Source organism: Actinomadura sp. 21ATH (genome assembly GCF_041951345.1).
GTDB lineage: Bacteria > Actinomycetota > Actinomycetes > Streptosporangiales > Streptosporangiaceae > Spirillospora.
On sequence record NZ_JBGNUR010000002.1, the window covers coordinates 874,961 to 890,859 of the forward strand.

Genomic DNA, 15,899 nt, shown 5'->3' on the forward strand with positions numbered 1-15,899 from the left:
CCTCGCTCCTGGGAGGTTGCGGGGACGCGGGTGAAACGATCACGCGCCTGACGGTGGGATCGGCGGGGCCCGATCCGTACACGCTGATGTCGAACACCGACCGGCAGCGGATCGAGCGGAGCCCGGCCAGGGGCGGCACGAAGGACGGGAGCACGCCGGGCCTGTACGGGGGCACCCGGCAGGCGGCGAGCTGCGACCCGGCCAAGCTGATCGCGTTCCTGCAGGCCAACCCGGCCAAGGCGAAGGCGTGGGCCAGGGTGCACCGCATCGGGGCCGGGGACATCCCGGGGTTCGTGGGGCGGCTCACGCCGGTGCTGCTGCGCACGGACACGCTGGTGACCAACCACGGGTTCAAGGCGGGGAAGCCGACCCGGATCCCGGCGGTGCTCCAGGCCGGTATAGGGGTCCTGGTGAACGAATACGGCGTTCCGGTGGTGAAGTGCAATTGCGGCAATCCACTGACACAGCCGGACAAAAAGATCTCCACCGGGAAGGCGAAGTACAAAGGATCTTCGTGGCCGGGATTCTCCAAGCGCGCGGTCACCAAGATCCAGGTGAAGACGACCGTCCAGGTGTTCGTTCTGGTGGACCCGGACGCGACCATGGGGTTCGAGCGGCCGGTCGCGACGACCGGCGGGGCGGACGGCCCGCCGCAGGCGCTCCCTGAGGAGCTGTCGGCGTCGCCGGATCCGTCGGACTCGGGCAGCGCGGATCCGAGCGCGCCGCCGACCGATTCCGGCACCCCGGGCATTCCGACCGGAGAACCGGGTACGCAGCCCCCGGTCGACCCCCAGCCGTCCGATGGCGGGGAGGTCCCGCCGACCCCCGAGGGCGGCCAGGTCCCGGAGAACAGCCCGACGGGGCAGGTCGGCCCGACCTGATCGGCGATGTTAGTCTGTTCATATGAGCAGTGCTTCAGACATTAGGACCGCCGACGCGTGCGCCGTCCGCGTCGTGGATCCGGCCAAGGTGTCCATGGTGACCGCGGCCATGCCGGAGCCGGACAAGATCTCTGAGCTGGCGCAGATCTTCGGGCTGCTGGCCGATCCGGGCCGGCTGCGCGTGATCACCGCGCTGCTCGAGGGCGGCGAGATGTGCGTGTGCGACATCGCGGCCGCCTGCGGGCACAGCGAGTCCGGGGTGTCGCACTCGCTGCGCCTGCTGCGCGCCAACCGCGTCGTCCGGGTACGGCGGTCCGGGCGGCGCGCGTACTACCGGCTGGACGACTCGCACGTGCGGATGCTCCTGGACGTGGCGCTCGCGCACATCGGCCACGAGGAGGCGGCCGAATGAGCGAGCCGGAGGCGGCACGCGGGCGAGCGGGGGGCACGGTGAGCGGCGGGCACGGGCACGGGCATGGGCACGGGGTGTCCGCGCAGGCCGATCGGCGGTATCTGGCGGCGGCGCTGGCGCTGATCCTCGGCTACATGAGCGTCGAGGTCGTCATCGGCCTGGCGGCGCGGTCGCTGGCGCTGATCACCGACGCGGCGCACATGATGACCGACGCGTTCGCGATCGCGCTGGCGCTGATCGCGATGCGGATCGCGGCCCGCCCGCCGCGCGGCGGCTACACCTACGGGCTGCGCCGCACGGAGATCCTCTCGGCGCAGCTGAACGGCCTCACGCTGATCCTGCTGGCGGCGTTCTTCGTGTACGAGGGCGTCGAGCGGCTGATCCACCCGCCCGACGTGAACGGGCCGCTGGTGTTCTGGACGTCGCTGGCCGGGGTCGCGGTCAACGTCGCCGCGACCTGGCTGATCAGCAAGGCCGACCGGCGCAGCCTGAACGTCGAGGGCGCGTTCCAGCACATCCTGAACGACCTGTACGCGTTCATCTCCACCGCCGTCGCCGGCCTGCTGGTGTGGACGGCGGGCTTCGCGCGGGCCGACGCGATCGCCTCGCTGGTGGTCGCGGCGCTGATGCTCAAGGCGGGGTACGGCCTGCTGCGCGACGCGGGGCGGGTGCTCATGGAGGCGGCCCCGGCGGGACTGGACCCGAGCGAGCTGGGCGCCCGGCTGGCCGAGCGGCCCTGCGTGGAGGAGGTCCACGACCTGCACGTGTGGGAGGTCAGCTCCGGCTATCCCGCGCTGTCGGCGCACGTGCTGGTCGAGCCGAAGGGCGACTGCCACGCGGTGCGGCGCGATCTCCAGGAGGTGCTGCGCGACTCGTACGGCATCACGCACACCACGCTGGAGGTCGACCACGCGGACGAGGAGTTCCACTGCGAGGACCCGCACGGCCCCCGGCACGTGTCCGGCGGCGAGCCGCACGAGCACGCCGGCGAGAGCCGCTGCGGCCACTGACCGCGGGCCGGTCGAGCGCGCCGGTCAGCTGAGCGCGGGGCTCAGGTCGAGGAGCTTGGCGGAGGCGTCCCAGCAGACGGTGCGGAGCCAGTCGTCGCCGAGGTCGAGGCGGGCGAGGGCCTCCAGCTGGTGGGCGTACTCGTACGGGATGTTCGGGAAGTCGGTGCCGAGCAGGACCCGGCCGGCCAGTCCGAGGTCGCGGAGGCGGGGCATCAGCTCGGGCGGGAAGTGGCCGAGGCCGCCGAAGAAGTCGGTGAACGCCATCGTGGTGTCGAAGGTGACCCGCTCGTACCGGTCGGCGAGGTCGAAGAACCCCTCGAACTCGGGGGCGCCGAGATGGGCGATGATCGCGGCGAGCCGGGGGTGCCGGGCCAGCACGCCGCCGAACGGGCCGGGCCCGGTGAAGCCGTTGGCGACCGGGCCCGAGCCGGCGTGCACGACGACCGGCACGCCGGCGTCGGCGAGCAGGCCCCAGACCTCGTCCAGCTCGGGGACGCGGGGGTCGAAGCCGCCGACCTGGAGGTGCACCTTGAAGATCCGGGTGCCGGCGTCGATGGCGCGGCGGACGTACGACAGCGCCTCGGGCTCGGGGTAGAACGTGCCGGTCGGGACGCATTCGGGGACCCGGGCGGCGAACGCGGCGGTCCACTCGTTCAGGGTCTCGGCCATGCCGGGCTTGTGCGGGTAGGCCAGCGAGGTGAACGCGCGGACGCCGAGCGCCCGCAGCAGCGTGATCCGCTCCTCCTCGGGGACCTTGTAGTGGATCGGCCACTCGTGCCCGATCAGCGGCCCGGCCGAGTCGAAGTACTCCCAGACCCGCGACATCAGCCGCGGCGGCATGAAGTGGACGTGGACGTCGATGACGCCCGGCAGCCCCAGCGACCGCCAGAAGGCGGGCACCTCGGCGTCGGAAGCGGGGTGGGGAGGCGGGAGAGACCCCGGACCGCGAGCAGAACGAGATTCAGCCACGTTTCGACACTAGTGCCTCGCGGATCCCGCCCCCCGGCCGCGTCCGCTCACCGGGACGGCGCCCGCTGACCGGGACTCCGGGGCCCACTGAACGGGACTCGGTCCGGTCAGCGGGACCCGGGGCCGCCGGACCGGCCGGTCTCCCGCAGGGGCGCCTCAGAGGATCTCGGCCAGCAGGACGGGGAGCGCGGAGTGGAGTTCGCGGCCCCAGTACGGCCAGCGGTGCGTGCCCGGGTAGAAGTGGGTCGACACCGGGATGCCGAGCTTCCTGCACTTGCCGGCGAAGTCCTGGCCGACCTGGTGGGCGAGCGCCTCGACGCGGTCGGGGCCCGTACCGGCGCCCGCCCCCGGCCCCGGGTCGTACGGGCCGGCGGTGCCGTCCCCGGAGGCGACGTACAGCCGGACGCCGGCCAGCCGGTCGGCCAGGTCGTACGGGTTGTGGTGGCGCCACACCAGGCGCTGGGCGTCCGGGTCGCCCCACAGGTCGGTCCAGTCCGCGGGCCCGCCGCCGATCTGTACCGAGAGCTGCACCAGATCGGGCAGGTCCAGCCGGGCGGGGTCGCGGTGCAGGGTGTTGAGGGCCCCGCTGAACGAGGCGGCCGCCCGGAACAGCCCGCGGTGCCGCGCCGCGTACGCGAGCGCGCCCATCCCGCCCATTCCGGCGCCCGCGACGGCGCGTTCGGGGCCGGCGCGATATCCGCGTTCGAGAATCTGGCGCAGTTCGGCCAGATGGAACGTCTCCCACTTGGGCGGCCCGCCGGCGCCGCGGTTCCACCAATCCGAATAGGTGCCGCAAGGGCCGGCGTCCGGCATGACGACGAGCACCTCGTGGTCGCCGACGATCCGTTCGAGGTCGGCGTGCACGCTCCAGGAGGCGTGGTCGGCGGCGGCGCCGCTGCCGTGCAGGAGCCACAGCACCGGCCAGGTGCGGGCCGCGTCGCGGGACCAGCCGGGCGGGAGCAGCAACCGGACGTGCGCGATTCCGGCCAGGACGGGCGAGCGTACGGTCAGGTCGAGCAGCCGCGGCCCGGGGCTGCGCTCGCCGACGACGGTGGCGCCGTCGTCGGCGGCCGGGGCGGCCGCGGGCGCGGGTCCGCCGGGCGCGATGGAGGCCAGCAGGCCCGCCGCCCCGGCAAGGAATCCCACTCCGAGCAGACCTGGTCGCCACATATTTTCGCCCCGCGCTTTCGCTCGCCGTATTAACCGAAATATCCCCAGGATCGGCGGCGGACCAACGCACGGTAACGGAATATAAAATACCTGTCACAGGCGGATTCCGGGCGACCGGTAGGGTGTGCCCGGAACGCTGGAGGGAGACGACCGGTCGAGATGCGGAGCAAAGCGGAGCTGGAGGCGGCGATCCGCGGGGCGGGCCGGGCGGTCCTGATGGTCAACGTCCGGTCGCGGCGCGGCCGCCGGCTGTACGACACCGCCCGCGCCCTGCTGGACGAGGCCGGGCTGGAGTTCGCCGAGGTGCACCCGGTGGGCGAGCCGGACCGGCTGGGCGAGCTGTTCGAGAAGGTGCTGGCCAGGGACCCCGACCTGGTGGTGGTGGGCGGCGGCGACGGCACGATCGCCGAGGCGGTGGGCCATCTGGCGCACCGCGACATCGCGCTCGGCGTGCTGCCGCTGGGCACCACCAACAACTTCGCGCGCAGCCTGGAGCTGCCGCTCGATCTGGCGGGGGCGGTGCGGGAGCTGCGCGACGGCAAGGTCGCCGACGTGGACGTGGGCCTGTTCGAGGGCACCCCGCCCGGCGGCGCGAGCGCGGCGGACCCGGCCGGCACGACCGACGCCGACGGCGAGCCCGGGTCCACGCACATCTTCGCCAACATGGTGAGCCTCGGCCTGTCGGTGAACGTGGCCGAGCAGGTGCCGCACGAGCTGAAGCGGGTGCTCGGGCGGGCCGCGTACGCGGTCACGGCGGCCCGGCTGCTGCCCCGGCACGAGGCGTTCAAGGCCACCATCCGGATCGGCGACGAGACGTACGAGATGGCCACCCACCAGCTGAACGTGGCCAACGGCGCCCACCACAGCGGCACCCGCATCGCCCGCGACGCCAGCCCCGACGACCGGCTGCTGGCGGTGTACCGGCTGGGCGACCACCGGCGGCTGCGGCTGGCGTCGGCGACGGCCCGGCACGTGCTGACCGGGCCGCGGCGCACGCTGGCGGAGGAGGAGTTCCTGACCACCGACCAGGTGCACATCACCACCGATCCGCCCCTGTCGGTGGACGTGGACGGCGAGATCAGGGGCCGGACGCCGATCACGGTGCGGCTGCTCGGCAACGCGCTGCGCGTGATCGTCCCGCAGGGCTTCGTCGACACCTGAGCCGGCGCACGGCCGGCCCGCGTGACCGGCCGTGCGACAGGCCCGGGCGACGATTCCGGGCCGGTTCGCCCGCCCGGAACGGGGCAGGCATACCGGCATGAAGCCGACGACTCTCTCAGGGCTGGACCCCTTCGCGATCTTCGATGCCGAGGCGGCCCGGCTGGACGCCTACTTCGGCGGCCTCACCGGGCCCGACTGGGACCACGACTCGCGCTGCGCGGGCTGGTCGGTGCGGGACGTGCTGGCCCACCTGGCCGGCGAGGAGATGTACAACCACGCCTGCCTGGACGACGATCTCGACGGCCTGTTCGCCCGCCTGGAGAAGGAGGGGATCCAGGATCTCGGCGCGTTCAACGAGTGGTGCGTCCGGCAGCGGCGCGGGCTGCCCGTCGAGGAGGTGCTGGCGGAGTGGCGCCGCGAGAACGGCGACACCCGGCGCCGGATGCGCGAGCTGGGCGGCACCGCGACGCTCGCCACGATGGCGGGCCCGTACCCGGTGGCCCTCCAGACCCTGCACTACGCCTCGGAGTACGCCACGCACGCCGACGACGTGAACGTCCCGGTCGAGCCGGGCGAGGAGCCCGAGCGGACGGCCTGGCGGGCCAAGGTCGGGATCTTCGCGCTGGAGGAGCGGGACTCCCCCGTCCGGGTGACGGAGATCGCCGGCGGGTACCGGGTGGAGCTGGACGGCCGGTCGGCGGAGTTGTCGGCGGCCGACTTCGTGGACGCCACCACCGCCCGCCTGGACGCCGGTCACACGCTGGACCCCGAGCTGCGCGGCGCGCTGGTCGCCCTCGCCTGAGCCGCGCCGTCAGCCCGTGGGCGAGGCCGGGGGCGGGGGCGAGGCCGGGGGCCGCTCCCCCGCCATGACGTACGCGCCGTTCCGCAGGCGCTCGACGAGCCCGCGGGTCCACTCGGCGCCGGTGTCGGCCGAGTGGACCCACCAGCCGAGCAGCTCGTTCAGGTGGTCGAGCGGCCGGTCCCCGCTCTCGCCGATGTGCGGCGCGACCGCGGCGCGCCACTCCGCGAGCCCCTCCAGCCGCCGCTCGAACAGCGCGATCGCCTCGTCCCGGGGGAGTTCGGTGAGGAAGCCCAGCGCCGCCGAGAACAGCTCGGGGCGCCGGGTGTCCACCTCGGTGATCGCGCCGCGCAGCAGCCGGAGGAACTCCGCCGCGCCGGCCTCGGTGATCTCGTAGTCGACGCGGGGCGGGCCGGCGTCGTTGTCGGGGATCTCGTACGAGCGCAGCAGCCCCTCCTTGGTGAGCTGCTTGAGCGCGTGGTAGATCGAACCGGGGTTGACGTTGGCCCACTCGTCGGAGCCCCACGACAGCAGTTCCCGGCGGATCTCGTAACCGTTCGCCCGGCCCGCGCCGCGCACCCCTCCCAGCACCAGCAGCCGCGTCGCCGACATCGCTCCCCTGTCCCGTACGGATCCGTCCGGGACAGGGTATTGGGCCGGGTCAGGCGGCGCCGATCCGGTCGATCTCGGCGAGGTCCTCCGGGGTGAGGCGGAGGCCCGCGGCGGCGACGTTCTCCTCCAGGTGGGCGAGGGAGGAGGTGCCGGGGATCGCCAGCATGACCGGGGACAGCGCCAGCAGCCCGGCCAGCAGGACCTGCGCCACGGTGGCGCCGTGCCGCCCGGCGACCTCCTTCAGCTCCGGCGCGTCCGGGATCCCGAAGCCGCCCAGCGGGAAGTACGGCACGTACGCGATGCCCTCGCGCTCGCACAGCTCCAGCATCGCCGCGTCCTGCGGCTTGGTCACGTCGAACCAGTTCTGCACGGCCGCGACCGGCGCGATCCGGCGGGCCTCCTCCAGCTGCGCCAGGCTCACGTGGCTGACCCCGAGGTGGCGGATCAGCCCCTCCTCGCGCAGGCCGGCCAGCACCTCGAACCGCTCGGCGATCGAGTCGTCGTTCGGCGGCTCCAGCCCGCCGACCCGCAGGTTGACCAGGTCCAGCCGGTCGAGGCCCAGCTCGCGCAGGTTCCGCTCGACCTCGCCGCGCAGCTCCCCGGTCGCCACCTGGCCCGTCGGGACGGGGTCGTCCGGGCCCTTGTACGGGCCCACCTTGGTCGCGATCACCAGGCCGTCCGGGTACGGCGACAGCGCCTCGCGGAGGATGTCGTTGGCCGCCAGCCCGCCGCGCTCGTAGAAGGCGGCGGTGTCGATGTGGTTCACGCCCAGCTCCACCGCGCGGCGCGCCACCGCGAGCCCGTTCTCGCGGTCGTTGGCGGGCCCGTCGATCGCGCTCGCCGGGAGCCGCATCGCGCCGAAGCCCATCCGGCCGATCCGCAGCTCGCCGCCCAGTTCCCAAGTGTCGTTCGGTCGTTCGCTCATGGCGTCCACTGTGCCGGGCCGGCCGCCCGGTCCCGGGCGATTGGCAGCTTGCTGCCAGGATTGCCGGGGTCCCCGCGGTTGGGCAGACTGGAGGGCGATGAGCGCTGATCAGGACGTGAACGTCACGCTGCGCGGCGAGATGGAGCTGGCGGAGCGCGCCGGGCACCTGTTCGGCCGCGCCCGGGAGGAGTTCGTCTGCGCGGCGACCGACCTCAACACGTGGGTGCTGCCCGAGGTCCGGGAGCAGATCGTCAAGATGCGCTGGGAGCAGCCGGCCGGGCTGCGCGTCTGCAAGATCTACAACCCGGCGGCGCTGGCCGCCGAGGAGTCCGAGCGGCACGTGCTGGAGATGGCCGCGCGCGGGGTCGAGGTGCGGATCTGCACCGCCCGGCTGCGGCAGGAGACGATCATCATCGACCGCCGGGTGGCGGTGCTGGCGGGCCCGCCCGTGCAGGGCGTGCGGACGTACACGGTGGTCCGCTCGCCGGACGTCGTCGCGAGCATGCGGACGCTCTACTGGGCCACCTGGGAGTCGTCGGCCGAGCTGGCCGACTTCCGCCGCGGCCGGCCGCCGGCGCTCGGCGAGGAGAGCCTGGAGATCCTGCGGCTGCTGGGCGGCGGCTACAAGGACGAGACGGCCGCCCGCCGGCTCGGCATGTCGCTGCGCACCTACCGCCGCCGGGTCGCGGAGATCCTCACGCTGCTGGACGCCGAGTCCCGCTTCCAGGCGGGCCGCCGCGCGCACGAACTGGGCCTGCTGAACTGACCCCGGCCGCCGACCCGGCCGCCCGTCCGGTCAGCCGCCGGCGAGCGGGACGAGCTTGATGAACACCAGTTCCGGGTCGCCGGACAGGTCGATCTCCTCGTCCAGGTCCTCCACCTGGCGGTCGCCGGCCAGCATGAAGAAGCCGTTGGACAGGAACGCCTTCTCGGCGACCGCGGCCTGCCGCTCCCAGTCCAGCGTGCGCGGCTCGCGCAGCCGGTAGCCGTTCAGCTCGATCTCGGCGTCCTCCGGCCGGACCAGGCCGTTGAAGCGGTCGGTCGGCCGCGCGTTGAACCGGGCGACCTCCTCGCGGACGCGCAGCCTGATCAGCTCACGGGCGGTCATCGCGGCGGGCAGGTCCGCCACCCGGAACGCGGCCGGCCCGGTGCCGGTCGCGGTCCCGTCGCGGAAGGTCACGGCGGGCATCTAGGCTCCTCGCTTGATCTGGCCCGTGATGGACGGGTCGTCGATCTCGGTGTCGGCGGCCAGCAGGAACGCCTTGCTGAGGATCACCGAGAGGCGGTCCTCCTCGAACGGCAGGAAGACCTTGCCGGGGGCGCGTGACGCGGAGCGGACGATGCACAGGTAGGAATCGTCCGGCTCCATCAGGATGTTGGCGCTGCCCAGATGGATCTTGTAGGTGCGCAGGTCGCCCCGCACCACCAGGTAGCGGCCCTCGATCGAGCAGCGGCCGGCGATCCTCGTGCGCGGCAGGATGCGGGCCAGCGCGTCCCGCCGGACCTCCGCGGACGCCGTCAGGTCGCCGAAGCCCACGCGGTGCCAGTAGTCCGCGTACCGCGTCTCGCCCCGGTCGTCCCAGGCCGGGTCGGCGGCCACCGAGGTGACGCCGACGAACAGGTCCACGTCCCGCATGACCTCGCTGAACACCACGGCGGGCGCCTCAGACAGCGGCACCGGCCGCCACTCGTCGCCCGCGCGCCGCGACAGCCGCACCTGGTCGGTGGCGCACAGTTCGATGTCGTGCAGATCCTCCACGTACTCGTGGTAGAACGAGGCCCGCCACTCCCCCGAGGCGAGCACCCGGTGGGCGACGTCGTCCTGCCCGCCGTCCCAGGGGCCGAGCATGCGGCTCGTCCAGCCGCGCCCCCGGAACAGCGCGAACAGCTGCTTGTAGCGCAGGAGGTGGCCGGCGTACCGGTTGGAGTAGGTGCCGGTCTCCTCCTCCGCCGGGGTCAGCAGGTAGATCTCCCGGAACGCCTGCTTGAACGGCTGCCGCACCCGCCGCTCGGTGATCAGGTCGCGCCAGGCGCGGACCTCGTCCACGGTGGCGCGGATCGGGTGCCAGAGCCGGACCGGTGCCGCCGCGTCCTCGCACACCGGCTCCTCCTCGGCCGGGAGCCAGGCGCGCCATTCGCCGGGGGCGGTCTCGGCCTCCCAGATCAGCCGCCGGGCGACCGCCGCGGCGACCGGGTGGGCGCCCAGCCGGTCGCGCCACTCGCCGTACGGCATCGCGACCTCGCCGGGCAGCCCGCCCTCCAGGACGCGGGCCAGCGTGGCGAGATGGACGCCGGTGCGCTTGACCAGCTCGCGCAGCTCCTTGACGGCGGGCCCGTGGTCGCGCCGCACGGCGGCGGGGACGGACTTCAGCGGCTTGCCGCCGGGCCCGCGCCAGGCCGGCTCGGCGCCGCCCGCGCCGACGGTGATCACCGCCTCGTACTCGCCCAGCCGCACCGTGCGCGTGCCGTCCGGGGCGAAGCCCAGGTCCGGCAGCCGCAGCGCGACGTCGGCGCGCTCCGCGAGCGCCGCGTCGATCTTCTTCCACTTGCGGTCGAGCTGCTTGCGGACGCCCGCGTGCCGGACGATCCCGCGGGCCTCGCGCAGCGCGGTGACCAGCTCGGGGGTGGGCACCTCCTCGGCGGCGCGGGCCAGCTCGAACAGCAGCGCCTGGGACGGCAGGTTCCGGACGTCCGGGGACGGCGCGACCGCGACCCCGCGCAGCAGCCGGTCGAGCAGGTCCGGCAGCCAGGGCTCGTCGCGTTCCAGCGCGAGCCGCGCCGCCCGCCCGAGGATCGCCACCTCCCGGGACGTGAACGCCTTGTCCGCCCGGAACGGGATCTCCCCCGAGTGGATCGCCGCGACCCGGGCCTCGGCCGCCTCCAGCGCGCGCCGCGAGAACGCGAGGTAGCCGCGCCCGGCCAGCCGCTTCCAGGCGTCCCGCAACGAAGGGAACCAGTCCTGGTAGTTCCACACCTTGTCGCCCACCTCTGACAGCAAGGCGAACCCCTCCACCGTCTCCGCGCCCCACCCCTCCAGCCAGGCCAGCTCGTCCGCCCGGATCGCGCCGTCGCCGGACGTGAGCCGTTCGACGACCTCGCGGTAGGCGTCCGGGCCGGCCAGGGCGGCGGTGCCGAGCAGCGCGTACGAGGCGCTCTTGGGGTCGCGCCGGTCCAGGACGTACCGGACCAGCGCGCGGGCCCGCCCTGGGATCCCGTCCGGCAGCGGGCCCTCGCAGCGCAGCAGCGCGCTCAGCCCGAGGCGGAGGTCGGGGTCGCGGTCGCGCTCCTCGGCGTGGAACACGAGGGACGCGTAGAGGCGCTCGCACGTGCCCGGCCCGACCGTGAACGGGCGCGCGGCGAACTCCTCCTGGAGCGACGTCCGCTGGAACAGGCCGCCCGCGTACGCCTCGGGCAGCAGGGTCGCGAGCTCCTCGTCGCCGAGGCCGTCCGCGGTGCCGCTCACCGGTCCCCCTTGATCTGCCTGATGATCGTCTCATCGGTGATGGTGCTGTCGGCCGCCAGCAGCAGCGCCTTGCTGAGGATCAGCGACAGGCGCTCGTCCTCGAACGGCAGGAACACCCTGCCCGGGGAGCGGCGCGCGGACGGGACGATGCACAGGTAGGCGTCGTCCGGTTCCATCAGGATGCCGGCGCTGCCCAGATGGATCTTGTAGGTGCGCAGGTCGCCCCGCACCACCAGGTAGCGGCCCTCGATCGAGCAGCGGCCGGCGATCCTCGTGCGCGGCAGGATCCGGGCCAGCGCGTCCCGCCGCACCTCGGCGTTCGCCGTCAGGTCGCCGAACGTCGCCCGCCGCCAGTACGCCTCGTACCGGTCCTCGCCCCGGTCGGACCACTCGGGGTCGGCGGCGATCGAGGTGACGCCGACGAACAGGTCCACGTCCCGCATCGCCTCGCTGAACACGACCTGCGGCACCTCGGCGACCGGGGTCGCGCGCCACCGGCTCCCCTCGCGCCGCTCGAAGCGCACCTGGTCGGTGGTGGCGTACTCGGGCCGGTGCGGAGCCTCCTCGTCGGCGTTCTCGTGGAAGAGGACCGCCTGCCAGGCGCCCTCGGCGAAGGTGCCCTTGGCGCGGCCCTCGAGGCCGTCGTGGTGGCGGCCGAGGAAGTTGGACCGCCAGCCGCGCGCCTTGAACAGCGCGTACAGCCGCGGGTAGCGCACCACGTGGGCGGCGAACCGGTTGGAGTACGCCGCGGTCGCCTCCTCGGCCGGGGTGAGCAGGTAGATCTCGCGGAACGCCTGCTTGAACGGCTGGCGCATCTCGTTGTCGGTCACGAACGCCCGCCAGGCCCGCACCTGCGGCGCCGTCGCCCGCAGCGGGTGCCAGAGCCGGACCCGGGCGCCCGCTGCCGGGACCGACAGGGCGTCGCCGCCGACGGTGACCAGGACGCCGTCGCCCGGGGTGGCGGCCCGCCAGACCCCGTCGGCGCCCTCGAACTCCCAGATCAGGTTGCGCGCGATCGCGCCGGTGACCGGGTGGTCGCGGTAGTAGCGGCACCACTCGGCGTACGGCCAGGAGCGGTCGGCCGACATCAGCCCCTCGACGCGGGCGCGCTCGGCGGCCAGCGTGCCGCGCACCGCCTTGGCCAGCGCCTTCAGCTCCCTGATCTGCTCCGGGTGGCCGGCCTTGAGGGCTGCCGGAACGGTGCGCAGCGCCCGGCCCTCGGAGCCGACGTAGATCAGCCGGGCGGTCATCGGGTCCGCGATCTCCAGCACCGCCTGGTGCTCGCCGAACTCGCGCGCCAGCGACCCGGACGCCCCCAGCCCGTGGTCGGGTACGGCACGTTCGAGGAGCTGGCCGGGGGTGATGCCCTGCCGCCCGGCCGCGGCCTCGATCGCGTTCTGCACCTGCTTGCGCGCGCCCGGGTAGCGCAGTTCCCTCTCCAGCCCGCGCAGCGCGTCCAGGGCGCCGGGGCCGGGGAAGGCGCCGAGCGCGTTGATGCCCGCGTTGGCCAGCGCGATGTCCCAGATGCCCTCGTCGGTGGCGTACCCGAGGCGCCGGACGACCGCCACCAGATCGCCGAGCGTGTCCTCGCCGCCGGCCAGGGCGGCGGCCCACAGGTACCCGCGGCCGGCCGCGTGGTCGTCCCCCATGAGGACGTCGCCGTGGTGGACGTGGCCGCGCTCCAGGCCGGCGACCGGCGCGGCCGCCCAGTGGCGCACCTGCCGCCGAACGTGGTCGCGCGCCCCCGGGATCTGCAGCAGCTCCAGCGTGCGGTCGCGCCATCTGCGGCCGGGCCGCGGGGCCTGGAGCCGGGTCAGGTGCGCGTCGAGGGCCTTGGCGTCGGCCAGGGGAAGCGTGTCGGCCAGGGGCGGCGCCGCGTCCAGGGAGGCGCCGTCCTGGGGGGCGTTGTCGTTCGGCATGCGTGGATCTTGGCACGCAGGTCGGACAGAACCCGACCGTTTCCCCTTACTCCGCGGCGCTTCCGAAGTTGCCTCCTGTTCAACTGACCCAGGGGTCACCTACGCTCGACGCAGCAAACAGAACGTAGTTCGGATCCGAGACGGCAGGACGGCAGCATGGGCTCTCCGCACGACGTCGTGATCATCGGAAGCGGGTTCGGCGGGATCGGCATGGCGATCCGGCTCCGGCAGCACGGCTACCGGGACGTGGTCGTCCTGGAGAAGGCCGGCGGGCTCGGCGGCACATGGCGCGACAACACCTACCCGGGCGCGGCCTGCGACGTGCCCTCGCACCTCTACTCCTTCTCCTTCGACCGCAAGACCGACTGGTCCCGCCGCTTCCCGCCCCAGAACGAGATCCTCGACTACCTGCGGGACACCGCCCGCGAGCACGGCGTGCTGCCCTGGATCCGGTTCGGCACCGAGGTGACCGAGGCCCGCTTCGACGAGGACGCCGGGTACTGGCGGCTCTCCACCACGCGGGGCGAGCTCGCCGCGCGGGTGGTGGTCTCCGCGTGCGGGCAGCTCAACCGGCCGGTGCCGCCGCCGATCCCCGGACGCGGATCGTTCCGGGGCACCGCGTTCCACTCCGCCCGCTGGGACCACGGCACCGACCTCGCCGGCAAGCGGGTCGCGGTGATCGGCACGGGCGCCAGCGCGATCCAGATCATCCCGGAGATCGCGCGGGAGGCGCGCCGGCTGACGGTGTTCCAGCGGTCCGCGCCGTACGTGATCGACAAGCCCGACCGGGCGTACAGGAGCTGGGAGAAGGCGCTGCTCAGGAGCGTCCCCGGCACCTGGGAGCTGAGCCGCGCCCGGATCTACTCGCTGTACGAGTCGCGGGCGCTCGGCTTCGTCAAGTACCCGCGGCTCATGGAGCTGCTGAGCCGCCGGTTCCGGCAGCAGCTGGAGGAGCAGGTCCCCGACCCCGAGATGCGCCGCAAGCTGACGCCCGACTACCCGATGGGCTGCAAGCGCATCCTGATCTCCAGCGACTACTACCCGGCGCTCGCCGAGCCGCACGTGGAGCTGGTCACCGACCCGATCGAGGAGATCGTCCCGGCCGGCGTGCGGACCCGGGACGGGCGGGAGTTCCAGGCGGACGTGCTGGTGTACGCCACCGGCTTCGCGACCTCGGGCTTCCTGGCCCCGATGAAGGTCACCGGGCGCGGCGGCCGGGACCTGAACGAGGCGTGGCGCGGCGGCGCCGAGGCCCATCTCGGCATCACCGTCAGCGGCTTCCCGAACCTGTTCCTGCTGTACGGGCCGTACACCAACCTCGGCCACAACTCGATCATCTACATGCTGGAGTCGCAGTTCCGGTACGTGCTGGGCTGCCTGCGCGCGATGCTGGAGGCCGGGCTCGACTGGATCGACGTGCGGCCCGACGTCCAGGACGCGTTCGGCCGCGAGATGCAGGAGCGGCTGCGCGGCACCGTCTGGGCGTCCGGCTGCGACAGCTGGTACATGAACGCCGACGGCAAGGTGGTCAACAACTGGCCCGGGTTCACCTTCGCCTACCGCCGCGCCACCCGCCGCCCCGACCCGCGGCACTTCGTCGCGCGGCGCGCCGCGTCCGCATCCGGAACTACCACCTGGTAGCGCGCCGACCTAGGCTCGTCCCATGCCGACCGCTCTCATCACCGGGGCCACGGCGGGCATCGGCGCCGCCTTCGCCCGCCGCCTGGCCTCCGACGGATTCGACCTCGTGCTCGTCGCCCGCGACGCCGGGCGGCTCGACGAGACCGCCCGCGACCTCGGCGCCGCGTACGGGATCAGCGCCGAGACCCTGCCCGCGGACCTGTCCGCGGAGGAGGGGCTCGCCGCGGTCGAGGAACGCTGCCGCAAGGGCCCCCGGGACGTGGACCTGCTCGTCAACAACGCCGGGTTCGGCAACAAGGGCACGTTCCTCGACGTCCCGGTCGCCGCCGAGGTGACCATGCTGAAGGTGCACTGCGAGGCCGTGCTGCGGCTGACGCACGCGGCGCTGCCGGGGATGCTGGAACGCGGCCGGGGCGCGATCGTCAACGTGTCGTCGGTGTCGGCGTTCGCGACGCGCGGCACCTACGGCGCCTCCAAGGCGTGGGTGGTGTCGTTCAGCCAGGGCGTGGCGCAGGACATCGCCGCGCGTTCGGCCGGCCGGGTGCGCGTGATGGCGCTGTGCCCGGGGTTCGTGCGGACGGAGTTCCACGAGCGGGCCGGGATGGACGTCTCCGGGGTCCCCGGGTTCATGTGGCTGGACCGCGACAAGGTCGTCGACGCGGCGCTGCGCGACCTGCGCCGGGGCGTGGGGGTCAGCGTGCCGAGCCCGCAGTACAAGGCGATCGTCGGGATCAGCCGGCTGATGCCGCGCGATCTGGTCGGCCGGCTCTCCTCGCGGACCGGCCGCAGCTATGACTGACGCCCGGGCACGCTCCGCGCACCGCTCAGGACATCCGGTAACGGTCACGCTAATCCAGCGTTACGGTCTTGTCACAGGCCGGGGAACGCGGCAGGGTGTCTGATCACCGGCGTGGGGGCGCGCCGGCGCATCGGACCC

Annotated in this window: 15 protein-coding genes; 8 read left to right on the plus strand and 7 right to left on the minus strand. The window is 73.6% G+C overall.

What is annotated here, in order from left to right; genetic code table 11:
• The first annotated feature begins 86 nt into the window (after positions 1 to 86).
• From ACA361_RS10415 to ACA361_RS10425, 3 genes are read left to right on the plus strand one after another with little or no spacing between them, the layout of a single operon-like run.
• On the plus strand, positions 87 to 881 hold the full coding sequence (locus tag ACA361_RS10415) for a DUF6777 domain-containing protein (RefSeq protein WP_375011630.1): 795 nt from the start codon (positions 87 to 89) through the stop codon (positions 879 to 881).
• Positions 882 to 903: 22 nt separating this feature from the next.
• Positions 904 to 1,293 carry an ArsR/SmtB family transcription factor gene (locus ACA361_RS10420; RefSeq protein WP_375011631.1) on the plus strand — a complete coding sequence of 130 codons (390 nt, stop codon included), beginning with the start codon at positions 904 to 906 and terminating at the stop codon, positions 1,291 to 1,293.
• Complete coding sequence (locus ACA361_RS10425; protein ID WP_375011632.1) at positions 1,290 to 2,303, plus strand: cation diffusion facilitator family transporter; 1,014 nt, start codon at positions 1,290 to 1,292, stop codon at positions 2,301 to 2,303. The genes ACA361_RS10420 and ACA361_RS10425 overlap by 4 nt, the downstream gene beginning before the upstream one ends.
• A 24-nt stretch (positions 2,304 to 2,327) precedes the next feature.
• Here ACA361_RS10425 and ACA361_RS10430 read toward each other — a convergent pair whose 3' ends face one another.
• Positions 2,328 to 3,203, minus strand: a complete 876-nt coding sequence (locus tag ACA361_RS10430; protein WP_375011633.1) for an amidohydrolase family protein — start codon at positions 3,201 to 3,203, stop codon at positions 2,328 to 2,330.
• Positions 3,204 to 3,428: 225 nt separating this feature from the next.
• Positions 3,429 to 4,418 (minus strand): alpha/beta hydrolase, encoded by a 990-nt coding sequence (locus ACA361_RS10435; protein ID WP_375011634.1) that lies wholly within the window; start codon positions 4,416 to 4,418, stop codon positions 3,429 to 3,431.
• A 183-nt stretch (positions 4,419 to 4,601) separates the two neighbouring features.
• Here ACA361_RS10435 and ACA361_RS10440 point away from each other — a divergent pair, with 183 nt between their 5' ends.
• Together ACA361_RS10440 and ACA361_RS10445 are read left to right on the plus strand one after the other, a co-directional pair.
• Positions 4,602 to 5,603: a diacylglycerol/lipid kinase family protein gene (locus ACA361_RS10440; protein ID WP_375011635.1), complete on the plus strand. Its 1,002-nt coding sequence runs from the start codon at positions 4,602 to 4,604 to the stop codon at positions 5,601 to 5,603.
• A gap of 97 nt (positions 5,604 to 5,700) precedes the next feature.
• Positions 5,701 to 6,405, plus strand: coding sequence for a maleylpyruvate isomerase family mycothiol-dependent enzyme (locus ACA361_RS10445; protein WP_375011636.1), 705 nt, complete (start codon positions 5,701 to 5,703; stop codon positions 6,403 to 6,405).
• Positions 6,406 to 6,414: 9 nt separating this feature from the next.
• On the opposite strand, the gene ACA361_RS10450 is transcribed toward ACA361_RS10445, so the two are convergent.
• Both ACA361_RS10450 and ACA361_RS10455 read right to left on the minus strand, forming a co-directional pair.
• Positions 6,415 to 7,014 carry a PadR family transcriptional regulator gene (locus ACA361_RS10450; protein WP_375011637.1) on the minus strand — a complete coding sequence of 200 codons (600 nt, stop codon included), beginning with the start codon at positions 7,012 to 7,014 and terminating at the stop codon, positions 6,415 to 6,417.
• Positions 7,015 to 7,063: 49 nt separating this feature from the next.
• The gene (locus ACA361_RS10455; protein ID WP_375011638.1) at positions 7,064 to 7,939 is read right to left on the minus strand and encodes an oxidoreductase; all 876 of its coding nucleotides are present in this window, start codon (positions 7,937 to 7,939) and stop codon (positions 7,064 to 7,066) included.
• A gap of 97 nt (positions 7,940 to 8,036) precedes the next feature.
• On the opposite strand from ACA361_RS10455, the gene ACA361_RS10460 reads away from it, so the two are divergent.
• On the plus strand, positions 8,037 to 8,705 hold the full coding sequence (locus ACA361_RS10460; RefSeq protein ID WP_375011639.1) for a DNA-binding response regulator: 669 nt from the start codon (positions 8,037 to 8,039) through the stop codon (positions 8,703 to 8,705).
• A gap of 30 nt (positions 8,706 to 8,735) precedes the next feature.
• On the opposite strand, the gene ACA361_RS10465 is transcribed toward ACA361_RS10460, so the two are convergent.
• The 3 genes from ACA361_RS10465 to ACA361_RS10475 are packed head-to-tail and all read right to left on the minus strand — an operon-like array spanning position 8,736 to position 13,321.
• On the minus strand, positions 8,736 to 9,128 hold the full coding sequence (locus ACA361_RS10465; RefSeq protein ID WP_375011640.1) for a hypothetical protein: 393 nt from the start codon (positions 9,126 to 9,128) through the stop codon (positions 8,736 to 8,738).
• Complete coding sequence (locus tag ACA361_RS10470) at positions 9,129 to 11,402, minus strand: DUF4132 domain-containing protein (RefSeq protein WP_375011641.1); 2,274 nt, start codon at positions 11,400 to 11,402, stop codon at positions 9,129 to 9,131.
• Positions 11,399 to 13,321: a DUF4132 domain-containing protein gene (locus ACA361_RS10475; RefSeq protein ID WP_375011642.1), complete on the minus strand. Its 1,923-nt coding sequence runs from the start codon at positions 13,319 to 13,321 to the stop codon at positions 11,399 to 11,401. Before ACA361_RS10475 ends, ACA361_RS10470 begins: the two co-directional genes overlap by 4 nt.
• Before the next feature lie 156 nt (positions 13,322 to 13,477).
• On the opposite strand from ACA361_RS10475, the gene ACA361_RS10480 reads away from it, so the two are divergent.
• Both ACA361_RS10480 and ACA361_RS10485 read left to right on the plus strand, forming a co-directional pair.
• Positions 13,478 to 14,962 (plus strand): flavin-containing monooxygenase, encoded by a 1,485-nt coding sequence (locus tag ACA361_RS10480; protein WP_375011643.1) that lies wholly within the window; start codon positions 13,478 to 13,480, stop codon positions 14,960 to 14,962.
• A 22-nt stretch (positions 14,963 to 14,984) separates the two neighbouring features.
• A complete protein-coding gene (locus tag ACA361_RS10485) occupies positions 14,985 to 15,761 on the plus strand; it encodes an SDR family NAD(P)-dependent oxidoreductase (protein ID WP_375011644.1) in 777 nt (258 codons plus the stop codon).
• The last annotated feature ends 138 nt before the right edge of the window (positions 15,762 to 15,899 follow it).

Coding starts and splice junctions, on each gene's coding strand:
- ACA361_RS10415 (WP_375011630.1), top strand. CDS start 87: ATGTCGAACACCGACCGGCAGCGGATCGAGCGGAGCCCGGCCAGGGGC.
- ACA361_RS10420 (WP_375011631.1), top strand. CDS start 904: ATGAGCAGTGCTTCAGACATTAGGACCGCCGACGCGTGCGCCGTCCGC.
- ACA361_RS10425 (WP_375011632.1), top strand. CDS start 1,290: ATGAGCGAGCCGGAGGCGGCACGCGGGCGAGCGGGGGGCACGGTGAGC.
- ACA361_RS10440 (WP_375011635.1), top strand. CDS start 4,602: ATGCGGAGCAAAGCGGAGCTGGAGGCGGCGATCCGCGGGGCGGGCCGG.
- ACA361_RS10445 (WP_375011636.1), top strand. CDS start 5,701: ATGAAGCCGACGACTCTCTCAGGGCTGGACCCCTTCGCGATCTTCGAT.
- ACA361_RS10450 (WP_375011637.1), bottom strand. CDS start 7,014: ATGTCGGCGACGCGGCTGCTGGTGCTGGGAGGGGTGCGCGGCGCGGGC.
- ACA361_RS10455 (WP_375011638.1), bottom strand. CDS start 7,939: ATGAGCGAACGACCGAACGACACTTGGGAACTGGGCGGCGAGCTGCGG.
- ACA361_RS10460 (WP_375011639.1), top strand. CDS start 8,037: ATGAGCGCTGATCAGGACGTGAACGTCACGCTGCGCGGCGAGATGGAG.
- ACA361_RS10465 (WP_375011640.1), bottom strand. CDS start 9,128: ATGCCCGCCGTGACCTTCCGCGACGGGACCGCGACCGGCACCGGGCCG.
- ACA361_RS10475 (WP_375011642.1), bottom strand. CDS start 13,321: ATGCCGAACGACAACGCCCCCCAGGACGGCGCCTCCCTGGACGCGGCG.
- ACA361_RS10480 (WP_375011643.1), top strand. CDS start 13,478: ATGGGCTCTCCGCACGACGTCGTGATCATCGGAAGCGGGTTCGGCGGG.
- ACA361_RS10485 (WP_375011644.1), top strand. CDS start 14,985: ATGCCGACCGCTCTCATCACCGGGGCCACGGCGGGCATCGGCGCCGCC.